Source organism: Actinomyces vulturis (genome assembly GCF_001687305.1).
Taxonomy (GTDB): domain Bacteria; phylum Actinomycetota; class Actinomycetes; order Actinomycetales; family Actinomycetaceae; genus Actinomyces; species Actinomyces vulturis.
Genome location: NZ_KV700385.1, coordinates 14428 through 36024, shown reverse-complemented (window position 1 = coordinate 36024; position 21597 = coordinate 14428). Strand labels below are relative to the sequence as shown.

Genomic DNA, 21597 nt, shown 5'->3' with positions numbered 1-21597 from the left:
AACCACAACGCGATCAGCGAAAAACTCAGCCCTTGAACGCGTCCTTCAACTTCACGCGACCACCGGTACGCAAAATCGCGCCACGGTAAATACGCCCACACACCCACACCAGGAGGGGGATGGTGGCCACGGCAATCACCAGCGACAACACCACCATCGGCAGGGTGGTGACATCCAAGGCATAACGTACCGGCATCGCTAAAGGAGCGGTGAGCGGGAAGTAACTGAGCACCGTCAAAATCACCGACTCAGGGTTACTCGCCATCAAGGAGAAAGCCACGATGTAGGGTGCGAACAGCAACGCCATCAGCGGCATGATCGCCGAGCCCAAATCCTCCTGACGCTCCACCAATGAACCTGCAGCCGCATACAACAGCGAGTACATGGCCACGCCCACCAGCAACCACGCAAAAGCGATGATCAAGGTGGAACCCAGAGGGAACGGTAGGTCCCTCCCCAGGCCAATGACTTTCGCCGTCACCAGCGGTGGAATCGCGATGAGGACATAGGTCAGAAGAACTGACCCCACAGCGCCAACTGTCTTACCCACAATCATGGTGGACGGCTTCACTGTAGCCAGGAGAATCTCAATGATGCGCGAGGACTTCTCTTCCATCACACCCATCGCAATCATGTTGCCGCCAGTCATAATGATGACAAACAAGGCGATGAGGACCAGCATCGCTGCAAACATCCGCTCCCCACGGCCCTCATGAACGTCAGGCTGAGCAGAAATAATCTCCGGCTGAGCATTACTCACTGCCTGCTGGTAGGCATTGAGATCCACACCTTCAGCGGTCAGTTCCTGGGCGAGGATCTGCTGAGAGGCCACGTTGGACAATACAGCGGATAATTGGGTAGGCAGGTTCTTGCCGTAATACATCTGGACTGGCTCAGCCTCAGTATCCACGAACATCGTCAGCTCAGGGTCATCATCCTTATTGTCACCGGAGAGGATACGCAAAGCCTCATTCTTGGTGATCGTGACCGGCTCAATCTCCATGCCCTGAGTCTCGGCAACCTGGACGTAGACACTCGCGGCCTCATCAGAGGGGAAACCAACCTTATCCGGTTCGTCATCACCAAGGAAGAAATGGAAACCCAGAATGCCGACCACAGCCAGTACAGCCATCACCACCATGGAGATGAGGTTGGCTTTCTTCAAAAACTGAGTACGGAACTCACGGCGGGTCACAATCCATACGTCATTCTGAACGCTCATGATTCGTTCCCTCCTTCATGCTCAGTCACACTCTCAACAGAATCTTGGGCATGAACCACTTCGCGGTACATCTCCACCAGGTTCGGCCGGCGCCGAGCAAAATCAAGGACCGGCCCAATCGCCTGCGCTGAGGCGAGCAAGTCCGGAATGTTCATTCCCTCGGGGAGGGGATAGGTGAACACAGAACCGTTATCCGTTTCCGTTACCTTGATATCAGCGGTTGAAAATGCGCTGCTATCAGTCGATTCAGCACCCTGCGTACCGTGATGATCCTGTGGCCAGGAGGTAATCACCGCTTCCACCACGTGGCGTGGAGCGGCCACCTCAATGCGGTACTCCACCTGGGCATTGCTCTGCAGGCCAGACACGGTTCCGTTGGCAACAATCTCACCGGACTGGATGATGACCACACGGTCACAAATACGCTCCAGCAGGTCCAACTGGTGGGATGAGAACAAGACAGACACGCCCTCACGGGAGCGTTCATGGAGCACCGAACTCATCACGTCCACAGCCAGAGGATCAAGCCCTGAGAATGGCTCATCAAGAATGAGAATATCCGGATTATGGACCAGGGAGGCGGCTAACTGCACACGCTGCTGATTGCCGAGGGAAAGTTTTTGGACTTCATCATTTTGACGGGCATCCACTCCCAGGCGCTTGGTCCACGTCTCCATAGCTGCCTGCGCGTCCGGCGTGCTCATGCCGTGCAGTCGCGCCAGGTAAACAAGTTGGTCGGCCACCTTCATTTTCGGGTACAGCCCGCGCTCTTCAGGCATGTATCCCACCCGACGCCGAATGGCTAAGTTCATCGGTTCATCTCGCCAGGTCACTTGCCCAGCATCGGCGACCACAGTTCCCATAGCAATACGCATCGAGGTGCTTTTGCCTGCGCCGTTAGCTCCTACGAAGCCAACGATTTCACCCTCCGGCACGTCAAAACTCACGTCATTGAGGGCTTTGAGGGACCCGAAAGATTTCTCTAAATGGCTGAACTTCAGCATAGGCACGTCCCTTCATGTCAAGTGTGACCAACTATACAAGGAGTGGCTGAATAGGAAAAGAGTCCTAGGGAGGAAAGAGGATGTACTCGGTAAAAATCAAGATTCCTTGAGTCAAAGTCTGTACCGTAGTGTACCGAGGCAGACGAGCAAAGATGCTTGAACATCGCAGAATGACGGCCCAAGCGCATTGGAGCGCCAGGCTCAAGAACTGGAGGAACAATCGTGAGCGTCAAACAGGTTATTGTGGCTGGAGAAGCCGTGGTGGACATCGTCCATGCAGCCGATGGCTCAGTGAACTCCCACCCAGGGGGAAGCCCCGCCAACGTTGCTGTGGGATTGTCGCGAAGCGCCATTGACACCACCCTCCTGTGCTGCCTTGCTGATGATAACAACGGTGACATCCTGCGTAACCACCTCAACTCCGCAGGAGTCAACCTGCATGAGGTTGCTGTTCCCACAACCTCCACCGCAAAAGCGTTCCTTGATGACAAGGGAGCAGCCACCTACGAGTTCGACATTGTCTGGGAAATCGGAGACTTCACCCTGGACAATGTCAGTCTCTTCCACACCGGATCTTTGGCCACAGTCATCCAGCCTGGCAACGATCAACTCCTAACTGCACTCGAAGCGAAAAGCCCAGACACTCTCATCACCCTTGATCCGAACGTGCGCCCCAACCTGGGATACACCAAGGAATACGTGCGTACCTCCATAGACAAGTTCTACGATCATGCCCACATGGTCAAAATGAGCGATGAAGACCTTGCCTGGCTTTACCCAGGCGCTACAGAAGACAAGGTTGCCCAGCGCCTGTTTGACCACGGCGTAAACCTTTTCGTTATCACCAAGGGTGGGGAGGGGTGCTCGATGTTCACCCGTGAGTGGTCCACACAGTTCGCCGCGATGCCGGCTGAAGTTGTGGACACTATTGGTGCAGGCGACTCCTTCATGTCAGGGTTCCTCTCAGCCATCGTGCACAGTGGTGGAGAGGACCTGGTCAAGAGTGGTGACCTGGCTCAGGATGTGTGTGAAGGATGGGCCGTCACTGCCCTGAAGAGCGCCGCCTACACCGTGGGACAGGCGGGGGCCCAGCCGCCCACACGCGAGTACCTAGGAATCTAACGTTCACGCCTGTGGGGCCGATCTCTGGAGAACAGATCGGCCCCACAGGCATGTATCGCGGCGCTGGAACTAGAGAGTGTGCGCCAGGTGACGGTGCGACGTCGTCCACTCGCGGATGGACGAACCAACTAGCCGCAGCCAACGCGGCCCGTCCCGTGAGGACGAATGCCGCCGACCTCCCCATGAGTACAAATGTCACTCAACATCTCTCGTAGGGCAGGCGACCTTACTTATTCGCTGGCCAGTGCCTCCGTAGGCGGAACCTTGGAAGCCTTGCGGCCAGGAACCAAGGAAGCTACCACCGCAGCAACAGTGCTCACCACAACCACGGCGCCCACAATGCCCCACGGAATCTCAATGATTACCGCACTGGTATCCAAGGGCAGGGCATAGGTGCCTACAATCCCGTAGAACACCCCCGCGCCAATACCAATGAGCAAACCGCTGGTATTGATGAGCAGAGCCTCAATAAGAAGCGTGCGCTGCATCTGCTTACGAGTCAGACCAAGAGCACGCAGCAGCCCGTTCTCATGAACACGCTCCAAAACGGACAAGGAAAGCGTGTTGGTTAGGCCCACCAAGGCCACCACCACAGACACACCCACAAGCCCCGCCAACACAAGGAAGATCTGGTTAATCATGCCCGTGTAAAGCTCACGCTCCTGCGCCGATCCACTGACAGTCGCGTTGGGAAGAACCTGCTGAATCTCCATGCTGGCACGGTCTACACGAGTATCAGGTGCCAACTTCACCAGCGCCTGATCCAGTGCAATATCAGGGTCAAGTACCTTGGCATCCTCAGTTGTCATGAGAATGACCGTGGTATCCAGACGCGGGTACGTGACGGTCTTGAAATCACCGCACTCGTGATTCTCCACGCAAATAGTCACGGTGTGAGCGGACTTTAAGGTCAAAGGAACAACCACCACGCCCGCAGACGGGGCGGGCACCTCAGAGTGAGTGACATGGTTGATGTCATCAACCGCGTTAATGGCCATGTCAGAGTATTCACTGCCATCAGCAGGGTCCGTGACAGTGATGGGGGCACGGTAGAGCGGCTCAATCGCCGCAATGGACTCCAGACCCGCAACTTCATCAATCTGCGCCATAGTCATCGGCTCACCAGAGTTATCCAGCATCAAATCAAAAGGACGCCGCGAATCAATCTCCGTCAACAAGGTCGCCTTGGTAGAGGCTGCGCCCACCGCCAGCATGACAATCAAAGCGATACCAATAATGCTGGCCGTTCCTGTGGCAGCAGTGCGACCAGGGTTACGCCGCGTATTGGCGCGAGCAAGTTGCGCCACCACGCCCTTGAGCGGCTTACCCAGCGCAGAGGTCAGGCGCCACAGGTGCGCACTGGTCACCATGAGCAGGCCCGTCAGGGAGGCGAGGCTCCCCAAAACAGCCAGACCAAAACCGCTCAACTTTTGAGAGAACACCATCAGGCCCACATCAATGAGCGCCAAGCCAACAACGAGCAGCAGCACGCCCACCACCGTGGACTTCATATGGCCAGACTCCACCTCATCGTGCATCCCCGCCTGAGACAAAGCCTTCATCGGGGAGGTGCGAGACGAACCCGCAATCGGGCGCAGCCCAATCAGGACAGTAATAAGGACGGCAGCAACCCACACGATGATCACGTGAGCAGGAGAGACAGCCTCAAACGCTTCACCCATGCTGGCCGCATAGCCGCCAGCCACCTGCCCCCATGCGCCAAGCACGCTAGCCACGCCCACACCAATGCCCCCAGCAACTACGCCCAGCAGCACGGTTTCAGCCATAAGCAGGCGACGTAACTGTGGCCGAGTGGTACCGATGGCACGCAGGAGGGCCAGTTCGCGGCGTCGTTGCTGAAGAAGAACACGGAAACTTGAGGCAATGACGATGATGGCCACAAATACCGTAATAATCGGGAAAATCAGCAGAGTAATCATCGCAGAAGTACTCTGATTGTCGGCGGTATCGAGTTCCTCCTGCATCACTGCGTGACCAGAGGAAAACTCCATCGAGCGTCCTACCAGTTGAGCAACAGGATCGGCTGAGCGCTCCAAAGAGGATTTCAGTCTCTCCGCCGCAGCAACCTGGGCTTCCTCCGAATCACCCACGCCATCCATCGCAATGAAATAGCCGCTCGTATTCGAGGCAGGGAAAGCCTTCGCATAGAATGTCTCGCTCACATAGGGCCCGTGTATCTGGACCTTCGGGGCCTGGTAAATACCCGAAATCGTCAATGTGCTAGCAGCGTCGCGATCATCGAAGGCGTCGACACGGAAAACAGTCTGCTCGCCCACGTGGAGGTTCCACTCCTTGGCGTAATCGTCAGGAAGAACTACCTCATTGTTTGCTGTGGGCCAGTGCCCCTCAAGAAGAGACGGAGCATGGAAAGGCTCCACCGGGGCAGGAGCCACGAACACCGGCGAATTACCGGAGGGCTGGAGCGTGCCCATGGAGAAAGTCTTGCGCGCCACCGCCCTCACGCCGGGCTGAGACTGCAACACATGCAGAGCATCTGTTGCATTGAGTGCCGACGTCGCAACCTCACCACTCCCATCAGTGTTCTGTTGGTTATTGGTGGTTTGCGTATCGCTAGTCGTTTCTGAGGCGGCAGTGTTTTCGGTGGCGTTGGCACTTCCGGTGTTCTCAGTGTTGTCTGTGCTCTCAGCATTCTTTGTGGTTTCGACGCTGTTTGCGCTGTCAGATGCGTTATCGGTCCGGTATGCATCGTTAGTGAACGTAGCGACCACTGAGACATTTTCATAGGTGGACGTGATACCACTGGTGATGGAATGAGTAATCGTCTGGAAGAAAATCAAGGCAAGCAGAACGAACATCGCTGCAATGCCCACAGCGGTGCCCGTAGCCGCATAACGCCGGCCATGACTACGAAGATTGCCTAGCAGAAGGCTTTTCATGACAGGGCACCCACCTTCTCATCGCGAGCAATCTGGCCGTCTTTAACCACAAGGATGCGATCAGCCTGTGAAGCCAAATGCTCATCGTGAGTCACCATGACTACTGTCTGGCCCAATGTATCTACGGCCTGACGCAGCAGTCCCATCACCTCAGCGGTGGATTCAGAATCTAAGTTACCGGTGGGCTCATCGGCCACAATCATCGCAGGGCGAGCAACCAGCGCGCGAGCAACAGCCACGCGCTGTACTTGGCCACCAGAAAGTTGACCAGGACGATGAGACAGGCGCTCTTTGAGCCCAAGCATTGTTATCACTTGGTTCATGAATGCTTTGTCATCAGCATTCATCGTGTAGCCCTTGAGTTTGAGGGGCAACAGGATATTGTCCATAGCGCTCAAGGTGGGCACGAGATTAAAACTCTGGAAGATGAAGCCAATGCGTTCACGGCGGAAACGTGTTAACGCATCATCATTCATTGAGGTGATGACTTGGTGATCGACTGTGATGCTTCCTGAGGTGGGAGTGTCCAAACCGGCTAATACGTGCAGCATCGTGGACTTACCCGAACCTGATGGGCCCATGATTGAGGTGAACTCGTGGCGGTTAATTGTCACATTCACTTCACGAAGAGCATGAACCTGAGTTTCACCCCGACCATAAATCTTGGACACCTGCTCCATGAGCACGATAGGGGACTGTTGGCTGTTCATGGCTCTCCTTGAAAAGGACGTTCTGACCCGTAATGACGCGGTTCAGGTATCGGTATGGATACCACTTAATTCTTCTGTGACCATGCATATGTCCGCTATGAGGTGACCCCCTGAAAGGCCCCTGATTTATACCCTGAATTAGGTAATCGCAGAAGGGGAAGGTACTCACGAAAGAGAGTGGAGTGAAAAGCGAATACAGGAAGGAACGAATGGGGGGGGGATCGAAGAAAAATAGGGAGAAAATGAGCAAAGAGTGAGAGAAAATAGGGTGAGGGGTCATCATTAAGGAGGAGGGAGAGTCAGGCTCCAGAACGATGTGTTGACCAGGGTGAAGAAGGAAGAATCAGGGGTAAATCAGGGCAATACCCAATGGTGGGTTACATGCCTGACATCGCAGACTTGATACGTAGCCACCGCACAGACGAAAGGAGCAGGCGATGAAGCGTCGAATCATGACAGTCGGAATTGTCCTTGCTGCGATCGTTGCTGTGGCGGTGGCATTGATCTGGCACAACATTTGGCTTTACGTGCCATCCGTACTTGTTCTGACATTTTTTGTATTGCGGCTAATTTTCTGCCGTTCAATCACTACCCCGTCCGTATCGGACCGCTGATTAATCTATTCTCCTGATTCCATGGAAAAGAGGTCATGACCATGAAAAAGCACGTCGAAACCTCAGGAACCTGGCTTTTGCTTGCCGCTGTGTTTGTCTTGAGTTATGTGGCCAGTCTCTTCTATATGGATTGGCGTTTCGGTGACGCCGTATGGACTGCTTCTGATAACTCTGCCTACATTTTCTCCATGTGCTCCATCGTCGGAGCGCTGGCTATCACCACAGTGGTTGGCTGGTCCATGGGCGTGACTCGCACTAATTCACATGATCTTCCCTGAACTGTGATGCGATGTGTGCCCCACCAGTGCATTTTTCGGGTGGAAACAATAGTTCGCATTCTTGTCTTTTGCGCTTGTCTTTCCGCTGCTACTGACACATCGACTTATCATTGATAAGTCAATCCACAATGTGGGAGGTACGAGCGGAAATGGGCGATGATGGGTAAGAAGCAGTCCAGCAAATCATCTTGTCTGGGGTCAGGATGTTTAGGGTGTGGTGGACGGGTATTCCTGCTGATTCTTTTTCTTGCCATCGTAGGTAGTTGTATTCCTGATGATCACAAAGCATCCCATGATGAGGCGACCGCTCAGTCCTCATCAGTAAGTACGAGCACGGCCCTGCCTTCCCCAACCGGCACACCCACTATTGATCCTCACTCTGCTTTGGCGCATCTGATGTTACTGACGGTGGCAGAAAACGGTGATGACCAAGGATATGACCGGGGACTATTTGGCTGGAAAAACGATGTGGATCGTAATGGGTGCGATACTCGAAACGATATTCTTCGTCGAGATTTAACAAATATCGTTCTGGGTGCTGATACGAATGGTTGCGTGGTTGTTGCTGGGACTCTTGTGTCGCCATACACCAATGACACGATTGACATGGACCGTGAGAACAAAAATATCGATATCGATCATGTTGTGCCATTAGCAGCAGCTTGGCGTTCAGGGGCAAATAAGTTTTCGGAAGAACAACGCGTCCAATTCGCGAATGATCCGTTGAACCTACTTGCCGTGGAATCGAGCGTCAATAAACAGAAAAAAGATCAGGATGCTTCATCCTGGCTTCCGATACGCGAAGACGTTCGCTGTGCCTATGTAGCTCGACAAATTGCAGTGAAAGAAAAGTATCAACTCACTGTCACTCCACAAGAAAAAAGCGTATTTGTTCGTGTCCTCTCAACCTGTCAGGGGTATCAAGCATTCACAGCGGATACTTCTGTGCCTGCGCCAGGGCAAGGGGACCACGTAACTGTTGAAACTCCTGAACCTCAAGTGCAAGAACCGATTGCTGATACTGGTACAGAATCTGGTGGCAGTGGATCTGACGCTGGAAACTGGTCTTCTGATGATGCTGGATCGGCCGCATACGTTCCTGACAATCAACCCGTAGCTCCGGCTGTCCCCGCTGAACCTGCACCCGCAGATGACAGCGGCTCGGCCTACTACAAAAACTGTGCCGCGGCGCGAGCAGCTGGTGCTGCCCCGATCCACCGAGGAGAACCAGGCTATCGTTCAGAACTCGATCGTGACGGTGACGGGATTGCGTGTGAATCTAAACGTTAGGAGATCAGGCGACAGGGCAATATAAGTCACCAGACATCACTACATGTTTAAAGAAATCTCAGGTTGCTTTTCAAGAATGCTTTGCGTGTAGGTGATGCCTACTGTGGTCGTGGTGCCATCAGACGTGCCCTGACCATTGAGCTCCAAACGAGTAATCACATCGTTTTCATCAACCCACACCGTGGCGATGGCGGGAACCTCCTCATCACTTTGAGGCATGCCATCAATCTCCGTCAGGTTCACCTCATACTTGCGCTGATCGCCATCCACGCCAAGGAACGTAATCGAGGTGGCCTTCCGCAGCCCCTCGGAACCCACAGCAGAACTGGGAGTATCAGAGTCCTCATCGGCACTCCAGGAATTGTCCTCACCGTTGCGTTTGTAACGCTGGCCGTCAATGGTGACGTACTCACCCTCTTCATTCTGGGTGATGCCAATGACCGTCACTTCCAAGGTGTAGGTGTAGTGCGAATCCAAGGAGGCAATGTTGCGCTCACCCTGGGCAATCATGTGTGCTTGAAGAACCGTGTTACCACCCTGTTCACCGGCAATGCTCTGATCCATGGTGAGGGAGCGGTAGGGGAACTTCTTGTCTGCCTCATCCAAGGCCTTGCTAAATACCTCAGGATCCACGGTTTCACTCACGGCAACCTCAGGGATGAGGGAGATAGGTTTCGTGGGCTCGGGGCTTGCAGACTGGCTGGCCTCAGCCGAAGCAGCGGGGGAGGAGGAATTTGACGAGGAACTGCATGCGGTGAGACCGCCACAAGCCAAAGCAGAAATTAGTACCAGGGAGGCAATCTTCTTCATGACGGTCTTTCATTGAGGAAAGTTGAGGAAAGTTGAGGAAAGCGGAATATCGTGTGCCCTAGGTTACCGGCGTTGCCTGAGAAAACCGTGGTTTTTTGGTGCTGACTGGCATGTGTGTGCGAGTGTGAACGTGGTGAGTGATTGGGAGTTGAACGTTGATTTGTTCGCGGTGCTTTGAAGCGAGAAGGCATGGATGCTCGCGCGAGGGGCTGGTAGGTAAAGGTGAGGCCGGTAGAGGACACTGGTATTGGCGATCAACGTTAGAGTTGGCGTATCTGTTAACAGTTCCGACATCGCATTAGTGCCGTGAGCGCATCGGTTAGGTCCATCAGGAGGTCACCATGAGGATTCTGTTCACCGGATTTGAGCCCTTCGGCGAGCATGACGTGAATCCCTCATGGCAAGCCGTGAGCGCACTGCCCTCGCAGATTGAGACCCCGACTGGTGCGGTAGCTATCGACACTCAGCAACTTCCTGTCACCTATGCCGATGCGATGGCACAGGTTCGTCAGTTTGTCTCCAGCGGCACGTATCAGGCGATCGTTCTGTGCGGCGTTAACGGGCGTGGCACTGCTATTGATATCGAAAGCCAGGCCGTTAATGAGGCGTCTTCATCGATTCCGGACAATTCCGGCTACCACCCTCACGGTGAACCATTAGTCCAGGGCGGCGATGACGTGCTTATGGCACCATGGCCAGCAGAGTACCTCGTTGCCACTTTACGCAGTCAGGGTTTCCCCGTGGCCCAGTCACATGACGCGGGTAAGTACGTCTGTAACTCCTCCCTCTACGCATTGGCCGATTCTGTACGAAACCAGTCACGCGGCGTTGACGGGGACACGACGCCCATCCGAGGCGGATTCGTTCACGTCCCACCCACCAGCGTGGTCTCTATCGAGACTGTCACAGCAGCCCTCCAAGCCCTCGCCACCGTACTGGCAGGTTTCTCACAGGCGCTGAGTAACTCTCGAAAACTACCCGATTAGTCCTGAGCCGGATGCGGGCGGCGGGCTGCGAGTGTGGGGTGGAGCCATGCTACGAGCGTCGAAGCAGTCAGGCTGATCCCGGCCACAATAAACGGTGCATGATGGTGCCAAGCATAAAGGCTAGTTGCGCTGACTGGCCCCACAATCCATGTCACAGCACCAGCAGCGTTAAGCACACCGGCCGCGCCACCAAGCTCAAACTTTTCAACTGCCAACGTTCCACCAGCGTTATAACCGGGCATCACCATACCCAGTGATGAACCGATCAAGAATGAGCACAGAGCCAACAACCAGAGCGTACTGGCTAGAGCAAAACCCACTAAGCCCAACAGAGCAAGAGACAGGCCGATACGTAATAAACGGCGAGGTGGCCAGGCCAAACGTGGCACAATCGCCATCTGCATGAGCATGGCGCCGGTTGCGCCAGCAAGTAGGAGCATACCCGTGGCAGGCATGGCTTGATGCGGATCAAGATTGAGTCGATCCTGAGCAACGAAACCGGTTGTAATCTGCACAACCCCATTGGTGAAAAACATTCCAAGAGCCGCAAGAATCCAGGGCAAAATGCGTTTATCGTGCCATGAGACTTTCGCAGGAGTCTTTTTATCCGGTGGTGGGGGAGTGACCGGTACGAAGAAGAAACACACGAGCAGCGCCATCAAAATGAGCACGCCCGTGGCATGCACCGGCCCATAAATATTCCATGTCCCCAGAGCAGAAGAGGCTAGTGAGCCCACCATAATCGAGGCACTAATTGCTCCGGAGAACGCACTCATGCCTTTGACACGTGACTTCTCATCAGGGGTCAGTGAGGCAATCAATGCTTGACCTGTTGGTGGAATAGCAGACACGGCTGCACCGAAGAACGCACCACGAGCCAACACAATCGCTGTGGTGGCTACGCCGGAACTAATGAGTCCCGCTGCACGCAAAGCCACTGCACCAGAAAATAGGCCGGCAGCGACTAAAGCAAGGAATAACGCAATTAATAGGACGCGGCGTCGCCCCCAAATCATGGAACGTCGGCCCCAGAATTGAGACAGTGATGTGACAAACAAGGCGGCTAGAGATACCGCTAGGCCCACAGCCCACTCAGCCAGCGTCAGCGCGCGAGCAAGCGGCGCAATGGACACATTCAACATGTTTTGCGCGCTGTAGGTGAAAAATACAATCACCAGCAGAGCCCTCAATGTGGGGTTCGTTAGCAGCAGTGAACGCTCACGCGAAGGCAACTGCGATTGAGAAGATGACGGGCGGTGAGAGGACAATAGATCATCAGGCACAATGAACCATTATTCACGGTGAAGAGCAGTTTTCGCATCCAAGAACTCAACACCAACAATTAACGCCAGTACTAACGTAGCCACTGTGGCCCACAGAGGATCCAGATCCCACTGACCGCCACTAGCCAGCCAGCCCAGAGCGACTAACGCCCACGTCCACACTTGCACCACGGCCCACCGAGTAAGTACCCCACCCAATACGCTCCACTCCACAACAGCCTGCAGCCACTGCCTGCTGCCAAGAAGAGTGCCAAGGACAGAGAACAGTGCCCCACTGAAAGTAAGCAACAGAATGGAGACAACCATTGCTGTGCTCAGTCCCGATAAACCGTGACCAAAACTGGACCATCCAGCGGCAAGAAACAGTGCCAGACCAGCAATACCGGTCGTCACACAGGCCAGCCACGGGATGGCCGAAACGATGCCAACATGCAACCCCTCAACCTCTATGGCTCGAGGCTGACCACCGCGAATCCGCCCCTCATTCCACGGGGTAACTTTTACGCCTTCATCAGCCAAATTTTGCACACGTACATCATGATGGTGCGCCACCAACTGGGTGGCCGCCTCATCGCTGCGCTGAGAACACCAGACAGCAGAGGGGAATACATCCACTAATTCCACGTCATGACCCATACGACGCCACAGGCGAGCGGCATCAATCGGTACTGCATCGATGACTGGACTGATGATCGCTATGCTCGCATGATTCGGGATTAGCGGTAAGTGAGGATCCGGGGTAGGAATACGATCCAGCGGCGCAGTAATGATGTGGTGAGTTAAGCGATCTACATGGCGCCGCCCGGCGGCAGGGCGAACAATCACCGGTTTGTGCCCCAACACGCACAGACCTACGCGCGCCCCACGCCACAGAGCCTCACGTGCCATCGAAATCGCAGCTTGACGCGCAGCATCCAAGGAGCCTGACTCCAACACTTTGTCTGAGCGAGCCCACTGGGACGCATCGGAGCCCAAGTCATCGCGCGCGTCGAGCACAATGTAGAGCACATCTTCACCGGTGGCTTCACCACGATTGACGTACACCGTGCGCACGCCACTGCCATCTGTATGAGCAGCAGTGGCTTTCCACGCGATACGGCGCGAATCATCGCCCGGGCTCCATGGTGCAACGTCACGTGGATACCCAGTACGTCCCACGCGCCGGCTACTGACTGGGCCCGTCACGCCTACGGGATGGCCTGGGCGGCGGGCGGGAAGAATAATGACGGGCGGTGTGATGAGAAGACGATTTATCGGTAAGCGCCACGGCTGTGAACGCCACCAGCCTAAACCTGCCATGAGATCGGCGGTGAGTACCTGCCAGCGACCAGTACCGGGTACATCATCGTGGACAGTAAACGCGCGCTGGTCCTTAATTCTCAACAGATACAGGCGAGTAATACCCGACGCCGATCGGAGCCTGAGCCCCATGTCATGCCTTCCCGGCCATTGGACAGTCAGGTGCGCAGTGGCTCGGGCAGGAAAACCCTCGGGTGCCAAAGCGGTATCAACACGTAGTGTGTCCGTGGATACGTCTGGGGGAGTCAGGATGAGGTTTGCGGAAAAGAAGAAGCGCCAGCCAATTATCGGCAGACCAAGAGCAACAAATGCGGGGGAGCGGCTGGCCACACCGATCCCCATAAACCCGATGGCGGCCAGCCACCACACTAAAGTGGCAGGCCTGGGTCCCCACCTTAATGCGACGTGCGTAGTTGGAGTACTCATTAGTGACTACTGGCGAACAACACAGGGGGCAGGGGTACGGTTAAGCACATCACGCATGATTTCTTGAGTCTTCACGCCGTTAGCCCACGCGGAGGTGGACAGGGTCAGGCGATGAGCCAATGCGGGGATGGCGCACTGCGCTACATCGTCAGGAGTCACCACGCTCCGTCCATGCATGACTGCCCATGCACGAGCCAGAAGCACAAGGGACTGGGTGCCGCGGGGTGAGGCGCCAACGAGGACATCCTCGGCAGCGCGCGTGCCCTGAGCAATAGCAATGGCATAGTCCACTACAGACTGCTCCACACCAACCTGTTCTACACCAACCTGCATAGCGAGAAGCGTCTGGGCATCGATGACGGGGGAGAGATCAATGTCGGGGCGCTGGCGCGTGAGGCGTCGATTAATAATCGTGAACTCATCGGCATGGGTGGGTGTGCCCACGGCCAGGCGTACCATGAAACGGTCTAACTGTGCCTCAGGTAAGGGGAACGTGCCCTCAAACTCAACCGGGTTAGAGGTGGCAATCATATGGAAGGGAGAGGGGAGTTTACGTGTGATGCCCTCCACACTGACCTGAGATTCGCTCATTGCTTCGAGTAGAGCGGCCTGTGTGCGTGGAGCGGCACGGTTAATCTCATCAGCCAGCAGTAGGCCCGTGAACACTGGGCCGGGGCGGAAGGTGAAAGCACCAGTGGTGGGATCCCACACGGACGAGCCTGTCACGTCGCTGGGTAGCAAGTCAGGGGTACATTGAAGGCGTGTGAACTCCAAGCCCAAGGTGGTGGCCAAACAGCGTGCAGCCATCGTCTTACCCAGGCCAGGTAAGTCTTCAAACAGCACATGGCCACCGGCAAGAATCGACGCCAACGCCATGGGCAGTGCCTCATCCATACCCACCACCACGGTGCGGCACTCATCAAGAATCGTGGTGGAGTAGTGGGCCACATCCTCCACGCTAAGGGGTACGGGGTGAGCCGGTGATTCTTGTGTCATGACTGCTTTCCTTGAGACGAAGCGGATAAGCGGTGAATATAGGCAATAATGTCTGAACTCTTTGAGGAACGGGGAGCATCGGGCAGATCCCGCAGCATGCGTGAGGTGACTTGCCCGTAGGAGTCGCGTTGAAGTTCCTGACTCACTACAGCGATAGTGCGCCGGCATGAACCGGCTGAGGGCTCATCGTCATCAGGCCACGTGGGTGGGGCAGTGGGGCGTAAAGCAATCCCCAATGCTGGCAGGGGCACGATGACAATCAATGCAGCGATAGTAAGCACGTCAAGGAGCGCCCAGCCCAGGGCAAGACCAGTGATTACCGTAGCCGCGGCCATCGCGACGGTGACGAGGAAAGCCGGGGTAGAAAACTTCAATGACGCCCCCTGCCTGCTGACTCAATGGTTTCCAAACATGCGTGGGCACGCTGAGCCATCTCAGTGGTAATCGTGGGGGCCTGCGGGGTAAAGCGCACCACGTGGTACATATCTGCCAATTCGTGAATTTCACCGGCAACTGACGGCAATGCTGTAGCCAGACGGCGCGCATACGCCCCGGTCAATTCGCATTCCTTTTTCTTCACTCCCTGATGTGCCCCAAAATCTTCGCAGGCCACCCAAGCGGCAGTCACCGTGTCAGAGGGAGGGCGAGCATCAATGTGCTCAGCCAATTCGCTCGCTCGTGACCACGAAGAACGCTCAAAACGTGCAGAGACAGGTTCAGATTGAGGACGTGCGGAGATGGAGGTTTTCTGTGAATGCCTGCGTGCGAGCAGGCTCGATAACCACGCCGGAAGGCGAAAAGAGAAGACTTGGTGAAGAACCACGAGTCCCACAATCACGACCGTCACAAACAAGACCATGAGAATAACCAAGACGATGAGATGGGCCGTTGTCGGCTCCTGAACTCTAGGCAGAACACTAGGAGTGGAAGCAGGCGTGGGTTTACCAAAATCCGGTGGAGCCGTAGGGATTGGTTGCTCGCCTACGGATGATGAGCCGAATGGGCGCGCAGTGACGTCAGCGAAACTCCCCAGCACCACAATGAAGCCAGCAACTGTGGTCAGTACTGCAGTCATCAGATGTGCACGCAGCGAAAATGCTGGCGGATTACCTGCGCTCGCGGGTAGTGAGAAGGAAAGCGACCGGGACTGGGCGGCGTCGCCCTCTTGTGAGGTCGATACCGTCTCGTTAGGGAAAACAGAGTGTTCTGTTACCTGCGGACCCACGTGGTGACTCTCCAGGCCGCATCCTTGCTCATGGGGCGCCAATGATCGTCACTTCGCTTGGGATCACGGTGCCATACCTCGGCGTCAATGAGGGGCGCGTAGGCCACATGATCCTCGGGGGATGCCTCACGGTGAGCCAACACATCGAGGTCAATAGTGGAGACCACGAGCTCATCAGCAACGTCCGCTTCGATCGCTTCGCGGTATACCGCAGCGCCGCCAGCAATCCACACATGATGGGCGGATGCGTGCGTTCCACAGTAATCGCGGGCAATGGTTAGTGCGTCATCGAGGGAGGTGGCGCGAACGGCACCTTCTTCAGGCCAGCCTTCATCGGGGCGGTCCTGCGCGACGGGGAGAGCCTCTCCCAATTTCGGGTGGGTCAATGATTCTTGCCGAGTCATTACGATGCATAAGCGACCGGAAAGAAAACCTGCCAACGATTCGAAGGTGGTCCGGCCCATAACCAGAGGGCATCCAATCGTTGAGGCCTTGAAATGCTTGAAATCATCAGGAACATGCCAGGCCATGTGATCGTTTACGCCCAACACTCCAGCCTCGTCTTGAGCCCAAATCATTCCTACCGGGACAGGAGATAGTGATCTCATGACGGCTCCTTTGCTGTGCAATAAACAACGATGATATGCCTTAAGGGCGATGAGTTAAACGGCGACGGGGGCCTTGATCGGTGGATGGGACTGGTAGCCATGAGAAGCATCAATATCATCCATCTGGTAGTCCAGAATGCTCTCCGCCTTTGTCAGTGACAAGGTGGGGAAGGGGTAAGCCTCGGACACGCGTGAAAGTTGCTCGCGGACTTGGTCTTGGTGATTGAGATAGATGTGGCAGTCCCCGCCAGTCCAAATGAGTTCGCCCGGCTTCAAACCTGCCTGCTGAGCCAGCATATGGGTTAGCAGTGCGTAGGAAGCAATGTTGAAAGGAACACCCAGGAACAAGTCAGCACTGCGCTGGTAGACCTGCAGGCTGAGTTTGCCATCAGCCACGTAACACTGGAAGAAGGCGTGGCAGGGAGCAAGAGCCATATTCGGCAACTCACTCACGTTCCAGGCAGATACCAGCATGCGGCGAGAATCTGGCTGTTCGCGCAGCATCGTCACCAGTTCAGTGATCTGGTCCAAGGCCTGGCCATCACGGGTTGGCCAACTACGCCACTGAGCGCCGTAGACAGGGCCGAGTTCGCCGTTTTCATCAGCCCACTCATCCCAAATAGTGATGCCGTGGTCCCTAAGCCACCCAATGTTGGTGTTGCCCTGTAAAAACCAAAGCAATTCGCCTTTCACGGACTTCATCGGGACGAACTTTGTGGTGATACGAGGGAAACCCTCAGACAAGTCGTAACGCAACTGGCGAGCAAACACACTGAGCGTTCCGGTGCCGGTACGGTCAGTCTTTTCTACGCCGTGCTGGAGGACTTCAGCGAGGAGGTTTTCGTAGGCCAGATTCAGGCCATCAGGGGCAACCAACCCTGCTTCATTAAGGAATGTCCACTGGGTCATTTAAGCACTACCTCAACGGTGTTTCGGGAAATGGGGCCAAGGGCGGCATGAGCACCCTCGACTACCTGGCGGGCCAATGCACGAGCACCGGTGAAGCCCACAGCGGCACCAATGCCGAAGGGAATGAGCCGGCCCATAGCCAAAATACCGATCTTAGAGCCGGCCTTACGACGGGCATGTTTAACGAGTTTACGGTTGACGGCCTTGACCGTGGAGTTTTTCATCGTGGGTAACGCCTGGGTTGCCCAGTATAGAGAGGACAAGCCTAATTGGCTTTGAATTGCTTCAGCGCCTTCTTCGCCAAGCAAGGAACTGAGAACTAAGGCACGCCGTTTGTCTTTGTTATCCACGGTGATGCCGTGGAGTTCAGCCATGGTCAGTACATACACGGTAGCCAAACCGATAAATGCAACGGACTCACCAATGGTCAGGGCAGTGGCTGTACCAGTACCGACAGCGGGGATCGCTGCAGAGGCCCCTACCGCTCCGCCAGACATGCCGGCGTCACGAATAAAAGTTTTGCTTGCAATCTCTACTAGTTCGTCGATTGAGGCATGGGGATTCTTGTCCTTGAGTTTTTTCACTCGTGAGGAAATGTAACCCGAGGGCAGAGTAAGTGCGCCGTCCAGAAGGTTTTCGAGAGTGGGGGCTTTTTTCTTCATGAACTCTTCCCTGTGTAATGAGCCGTTGCGCTGAGTCTATTGGACTGCTGGTCCCAAATGGAACATGATTTGAGCCTCTGCACGGGTTCATCGCGGTACAGTGGGTGCTTTTTTCTGAGCATTGGTGGAGAACAATCGTGAACTTGTCATCATTGAGAAATGGTCCTGATGGCAAGAAAAACTTCCTGATGACAAGAAGAACGGTGGGCGAAGAAGCGAAGACACGCAACTTCACCCACCGTGGTTGCTTCCATGAAGAGGCCAGAAATATGGCAACTCAGTGAAGCGGGAATGTCAGGTAAGAGAAATGAAGGATCAGGCGATCTCGGAAGCCTTGGGACCGGCGTCGTCCATCATTTTCATGACGTACTGGGCGCCATGAGACAGAGTGTGGCCAACAGTGCAGTGGCGATCTACGGCAGCCTGAGCGCGCTCGGTGAGTTTTTCGCGCTCTTCCTCGGTGAGGCTGGAGTAGTCAGCACACAGTTCCACGGTGAAAGAGTCGTAACGCTCTTCTTCATCGTTCTTCACTGTGGTGCAACCGACGATAGCGTCGAAGTCTTCTCCCAATGCCTTAGCCAGACGGTGATCGGCAGAAAGGGAGTGGCAAGTGGCCAGGGCCAACTTGAGCAACTCGCCGGGGCTGAACATGCCCGGACCGATGCCAATCTTGACCTCTGCGCCAGCTTCATTACGGCCAAGGTACTGGCGAGTTCCCAGGCGTTCAGCCCACACAGCAGGTGCGGGGTAAGGGACAGGTGCTGTGTTTGTTGTGTTTTCAGTCATGACGATGATGGTTCCATATCTGCCTATGCACGCTCATGTTTCAGTGCCCTGTCAAGCCCAAAGCGGACAGGGAATATAACCGGCGTCACATTATGGAGGATTTTGACTTTAAATACTGTGCGGCCAGACGTTCTTCGTAGGCGGTAACGGAATCGATTTTGGATAAGACAGCCTTCTCCACCGTTTTACCCACCAGTGGAAGGTTGACGGAAAAGTCCACATCAGCAACAGCTGTGGTCTGCTTACCTGCGGAGGTGAGGGTGGTTTGGGCGCTGCCTTTGACTGGTGCCCCCTTGACATCCACGGTGACGGTACCGTGAGCATGAGAATCATCAGTGACGTTCCACTGCTCGGTGATAGTCACGGTGACGATTCCTTTGATGAAACGAGCGGCCACGGCAGGCATAGATTCTTTGGGAGCATCAACAGTCAGTGTGCTCGTCCAACCGGCGGCAGTGCGTTCTACAGTGACATCAGCCTGATGATGAGCTTCAGCAGGTAAACGGGAGAGCAGATATGTCTTATCGCTCAGCATGTTCTGCACATCAGACAGGGAGGCAGGGTAGGTGACACTGAATTGAGTCTTCATAGGTGCGATCTTTTCACGAGAGGACGTAGGCTACAAGGGTGCCTACATTGATTCCTGACGACATGCGCGACGGAGTGGACCTTCAAGCCACTGATGCTGATTGGCTCCACCAATTAGTTGCTGATTGGCAGTTGGTGGCGGACTTGTCCGTGGCTGACCTGGTCCTATGGACCCGCACTCATTCTGGCCGATTCGTGGCGATCGATCAGTGCCGTCCCTCGACAGGTACCACCGTGCACCCTGACGATGTTCTCCGACGCCGTATGCCCGCCTCCCGCGAAGTCATCGCCTTGGAGACGCTTCAGACTTGCCAGATTCAGGTTAGCGACGAGCCTTACTGGACTGGTTCTACCGCAGTTCGCGAGGAATACATTCCTGTGGTGCGTGGCGGAAAAGCTGTGGCTGTGGTGACGCGTGAAAGTTCCGTTGGTGTGCTGCGCGGTGGCAGGCTCATTGATGAGTCTCAGGAACGTCTTGCGGATGTGCTGTGCACGATGATCGCCCAGGGGACGTTCCCTATTGCTGGTGCTCCTACGGGTGTTCGCCATGGTACGCCCCGTGTATCTGATGGTGTGCTCGCTTTGGATGCCGAAGGTGTCATTACTTATTCCAGCCCGAATGCCACCTCCTGTTTCCATCGTCTTGGTGTTGAAGGCGATTTGGAGGGTGTTCACCTGGCTGAGGCCGTTACCGATATCATCCCTGAGCGTACTGCGGTCGAAGAAACAATGGCCGTGGTTCTTATGGGCCGTCAGGCATGGATGACGGAGTTAGAGGTAGGCGGAGTATTCCTTGTGGTCCGCTCCGTTCCACTTAATGTGGATGGTCAGCGTTCAGGAGCACTGTTGCTGGTACGCGACGTAACCGAAATCCGACGCCGCGAACAAGTCCTCATGACCAAGGACGCCACCATTCGCGAAATCCATCACCGCGTGAAGAACAATTTGCAAACAGTGTCCGCCTTGCTGCGCATGCAGTCACGTCGTACTGATAATCCCGATGCAAAGAATGCACTATTAGAGGCTGAACGTCGTGTGGCTACTATCGCCACTGTCCATGAGGCACTTAGTCAAAATATCAACGAGCAAGTGAATTTTGATGAGGTGTTTGGCCAGGTGCTGCGTATGGCAGCTGTTGTGGCAACATCATCTAGTCATGTGACCACATGTATTGAGGGAAGTTTTGGCATGGTGGCGGCAGACGCTGCTCAGTCTCTGGCCACTGTGCTTGCTGAGTTGGTAACAAATGCGGTGGAACATGGTTTGGAAGGTGTGAATGGTTGCGTGACTGTCCGCGCTCACCGTGATGATGATCAGTTGGAAGTACACGTCATCGATAATGGTGTAGGGATGGATTTATCTCGTATTCGCACTGGTCTGGGTACGCAAATTATTGGAACGTTAGTACGTGGTGAACTGCGTGGAACTATCGATTGGCAACCCGGTCCACATGGTGTGGGGACGGACGTGGTCATTCACGCAAGGCTGTCGGAGCGACCAGCTCGATAAATAATGTCTTGGAAACGTCAGGGTGCCTCGAACCCAACGGTCCGAGGCACCCTGTTTACGTATCTTGACCCGGTGATCAGGAAGAACGGCGAGCGCGGGCTGCGCGACGTTTAAGGGAACGTCGCTCCTCTTCGCTCATTCCACCCCACACACCAGCATCCTGTCCGTTTTCAAGAGCCCACTTGAGGCAAACCTCTTGAACCTCACAGCGTGCACAAACTTCCTTTGCCTTAGCAATCTGAGCAATTGCAGGGCCGGTGTTGCCCACGGGGAAGAAGAGTTCTGGGTCCACGGTCAGGCAGGCTGCACGACTACGCCAATCCATGTGGCCTCCTTTCATGAATGCCTGGTA

At 55.2% G+C, this 21597-nt stretch carries 23 protein-coding genes; 7 read left to right on the top strand and 16 right to left on the bottom strand.

The genetic code is table 11. From position 1 onward, the window contains the following. Nucleotides 1-25 precede the first annotated feature (25 nt). Nucleotides 26-1222, bottom strand: coding sequence for an ABC transporter permease (locus A9753_RS00140; protein ID WP_067778475.1), 1197 nt, complete (start codon nucleotides 1220-1222; stop codon nucleotides 26-28). Next, nucleotides 1219-2226 (bottom strand): ABC transporter ATP-binding protein, encoded by a 1008-nt coding sequence (locus tag A9753_RS00135; protein WP_067778472.1) that lies wholly within the window; start codon nucleotides 2224-2226, stop codon nucleotides 1219-1221. The genes A9753_RS00140 and A9753_RS00135 overlap by 4 nt, the downstream gene beginning before the upstream one ends. 222 nt (nucleotides 2227-2448) lie before the next feature. Here A9753_RS00135 and A9753_RS00130 point away from each other — a divergent pair, with 222 nt between their 5' ends. Beyond that, nucleotides 2449-3348 (top strand): carbohydrate kinase family protein, encoded by a 900-nt coding sequence (locus A9753_RS00130; protein WP_067778469.1) that lies wholly within the window; start codon nucleotides 2449-2451, stop codon nucleotides 3346-3348. Between the two features lie 230 nt (nucleotides 3349-3578). On the opposite strand, the gene A9753_RS00125 is transcribed toward A9753_RS00130, so the two are convergent. Continuing rightward, complete coding sequence (locus A9753_RS00125) at nucleotides 3579-6266, bottom strand: ABC transporter permease (protein WP_067778466.1); 2688 nt, start codon at nucleotides 6264-6266, stop codon at nucleotides 3579-3581. Next, entirely contained in the window at nucleotides 6263-6976 is a 714-nt protein-coding gene (locus tag A9753_RS00120; RefSeq protein ID WP_067778464.1) for an ABC transporter ATP-binding protein, read from the bottom strand. The genes A9753_RS00125 and A9753_RS00120 overlap by 4 nt, the downstream gene beginning before the upstream one ends. Before the next feature lie 437 nt (nucleotides 6977-7413). On the opposite strand from A9753_RS00120, the gene A9753_RS09715 reads away from it, so the two are divergent. The 3 genes from A9753_RS09715 to A9753_RS09905 all read left to right on the top strand — a co-directional run bounded on the left by A9753_RS09715 (nucleotide 7414) and on the right by A9753_RS09905 (nucleotide 9158). Further along, a complete protein-coding gene (locus A9753_RS09715; RefSeq protein WP_176702687.1) occupies nucleotides 7414-7590 on the top strand; it encodes a hypothetical protein in 177 nt (58 codons plus the stop codon). A 41-nt stretch (nucleotides 7591-7631) separates the two neighbouring features. Continuing rightward, a complete protein-coding gene (locus A9753_RS00115) occupies nucleotides 7632-7868 on the top strand; it encodes a hypothetical protein (protein WP_176702686.1) in 237 nt (78 codons plus the stop codon). Nucleotides 7869-8024: 156 nt separating this feature from the next. Beyond that, nucleotides 8025-9158, top strand: coding sequence for a GmrSD restriction endonuclease domain-containing protein (locus tag A9753_RS09905; RefSeq protein ID WP_083090152.1), 1134 nt, complete (start codon nucleotides 8025-8027; stop codon nucleotides 9156-9158). A gap of 39 nt (nucleotides 9159-9197) precedes the next feature. Here A9753_RS09905 and A9753_RS00105 read toward each other — a convergent pair whose 3' ends face one another. Further along, a complete protein-coding gene (locus tag A9753_RS00105) occupies nucleotides 9198-9968 on the bottom strand; it encodes a hypothetical protein (protein WP_067778454.1) in 771 nt (256 codons plus the stop codon). A gap of 341 nt (nucleotides 9969-10309) precedes the next feature. Here A9753_RS00105 and A9753_RS00100 point away from each other — a divergent pair, with 341 nt between their 5' ends. Then, nucleotides 10310-10954, top strand: a complete 645-nt coding sequence (locus A9753_RS00100) for a pyroglutamyl-peptidase I (RefSeq protein WP_067778452.1) — start codon at nucleotides 10310-10312, stop codon at nucleotides 10952-10954. Here A9753_RS00100 and A9753_RS00095 read toward each other — a convergent pair. The 8 genes from A9753_RS00095 to A9753_RS00060 form a co-directional block, all read right to left on the bottom strand. Next, on the bottom strand, nucleotides 10951-12162 hold the full coding sequence (locus A9753_RS00095) for an MFS transporter (protein ID WP_067780131.1): 1212 nt from the start codon (nucleotides 12160-12162) through the stop codon (nucleotides 10951-10953). The genes A9753_RS00100 and A9753_RS00095 overlap by 4 nt on opposite strands. Nucleotides 12163-12246: 84 nt before the next feature. After that, nucleotides 12247-13866, bottom strand: a complete 1620-nt coding sequence (locus A9753_RS00090; RefSeq protein ID WP_176702685.1) for a DUF58 domain-containing protein — start codon at nucleotides 13864-13866, stop codon at nucleotides 12247-12249. Between the two features lie 102 nt (nucleotides 13867-13968). Next, complete coding sequence (locus tag A9753_RS00085) at nucleotides 13969-14958, bottom strand: AAA family ATPase (RefSeq protein ID WP_067778446.1); 990 nt, start codon at nucleotides 14956-14958, stop codon at nucleotides 13969-13971. Then, the gene (locus tag A9753_RS00080; protein ID WP_067778443.1) at nucleotides 14955-15332 is read right to left on the bottom strand and encodes a hypothetical protein; all 378 of its coding nucleotides are present in this window, start codon (nucleotides 15330-15332) and stop codon (nucleotides 14955-14957) included. Before A9753_RS00080 ends, A9753_RS00085 begins: the two co-directional genes overlap by 4 nt. Next, nucleotides 15329-16183 carry a DUF4129 domain-containing protein gene (locus tag A9753_RS00075; RefSeq protein ID WP_141673221.1) on the bottom strand — a complete coding sequence of 285 codons (855 nt, stop codon included), beginning with the start codon at nucleotides 16181-16183 and terminating at the stop codon, nucleotides 15329-15331. Before A9753_RS00075 ends, A9753_RS00080 begins: the two co-directional genes overlap by 4 nt. Next, nucleotides 16168-16791 (bottom strand): dihydrofolate reductase, encoded by a 624-nt coding sequence (locus tag A9753_RS00070; RefSeq protein ID WP_067778437.1) that lies wholly within the window; start codon nucleotides 16789-16791, stop codon nucleotides 16168-16170. Before A9753_RS00070 ends, A9753_RS00075 begins: the two co-directional genes overlap by 16 nt. A gap of 54 nt (nucleotides 16792-16845) precedes the next feature. After that, nucleotides 16846-17700 (bottom strand): thymidylate synthase, encoded by an 855-nt coding sequence (locus A9753_RS00065; protein ID WP_067778434.1) that lies wholly within the window; start codon nucleotides 17698-17700, stop codon nucleotides 16846-16848. Then, nucleotides 17697-18362, bottom strand: coding sequence for a hypothetical protein (locus A9753_RS00060; protein ID WP_067778430.1), 666 nt, complete (start codon nucleotides 18360-18362; stop codon nucleotides 17697-17699). The genes A9753_RS00065 and A9753_RS00060 overlap by 4 nt, the downstream gene beginning before the upstream one ends. A 137-nt stretch (nucleotides 18363-18499) precedes the next feature. On the opposite strand from A9753_RS00060, the gene A9753_RS09705 reads away from it, so the two are divergent. Beyond that, nucleotides 18500-18646 (top strand): hypothetical protein, encoded by a 147-nt coding sequence (locus tag A9753_RS09705; RefSeq protein ID WP_176702684.1) that lies wholly within the window; start codon nucleotides 18500-18502, stop codon nucleotides 18644-18646. Between the two features lie 31 nt (nucleotides 18647-18677). Here A9753_RS09705 and A9753_RS00055 read toward each other — a convergent pair whose 3' ends face one another. Beyond that, nucleotides 18678-19148 (bottom strand): OsmC family protein, encoded by a 471-nt coding sequence (locus tag A9753_RS00055; RefSeq protein ID WP_067778427.1) that lies wholly within the window; start codon nucleotides 19146-19148, stop codon nucleotides 18678-18680. A gap of 85 nt (nucleotides 19149-19233) precedes the next feature. Next, nucleotides 19234-19737, bottom strand: a complete 504-nt coding sequence (locus A9753_RS00050) for a DUF2505 domain-containing protein (RefSeq protein WP_067778424.1) — start codon at nucleotides 19735-19737, stop codon at nucleotides 19234-19236. A gap of 38 nt (nucleotides 19738-19775) precedes the next feature. Between A9753_RS00050 and A9753_RS00045 the strand changes: the two genes are divergently transcribed. Continuing rightward, entirely contained in the window at nucleotides 19776-21245 is a 1470-nt protein-coding gene (locus A9753_RS00045; RefSeq protein WP_067778420.1) for a sensor histidine kinase, read from the top strand. A 76-nt stretch (nucleotides 21246-21321) separates the two neighbouring features. Here the strand turns inward: A9753_RS00045 and A9753_RS00040 are convergent, their stop codons facing one another. Further along, nucleotides 21322-21570: a WhiB family transcriptional regulator gene (locus A9753_RS00040; protein WP_067778419.1), complete on the bottom strand. Its 249-nt coding sequence runs from the start codon at nucleotides 21568-21570 to the stop codon at nucleotides 21322-21324. Between the last annotated feature and the right edge of the window lie 27 nt (nucleotides 21571-21597).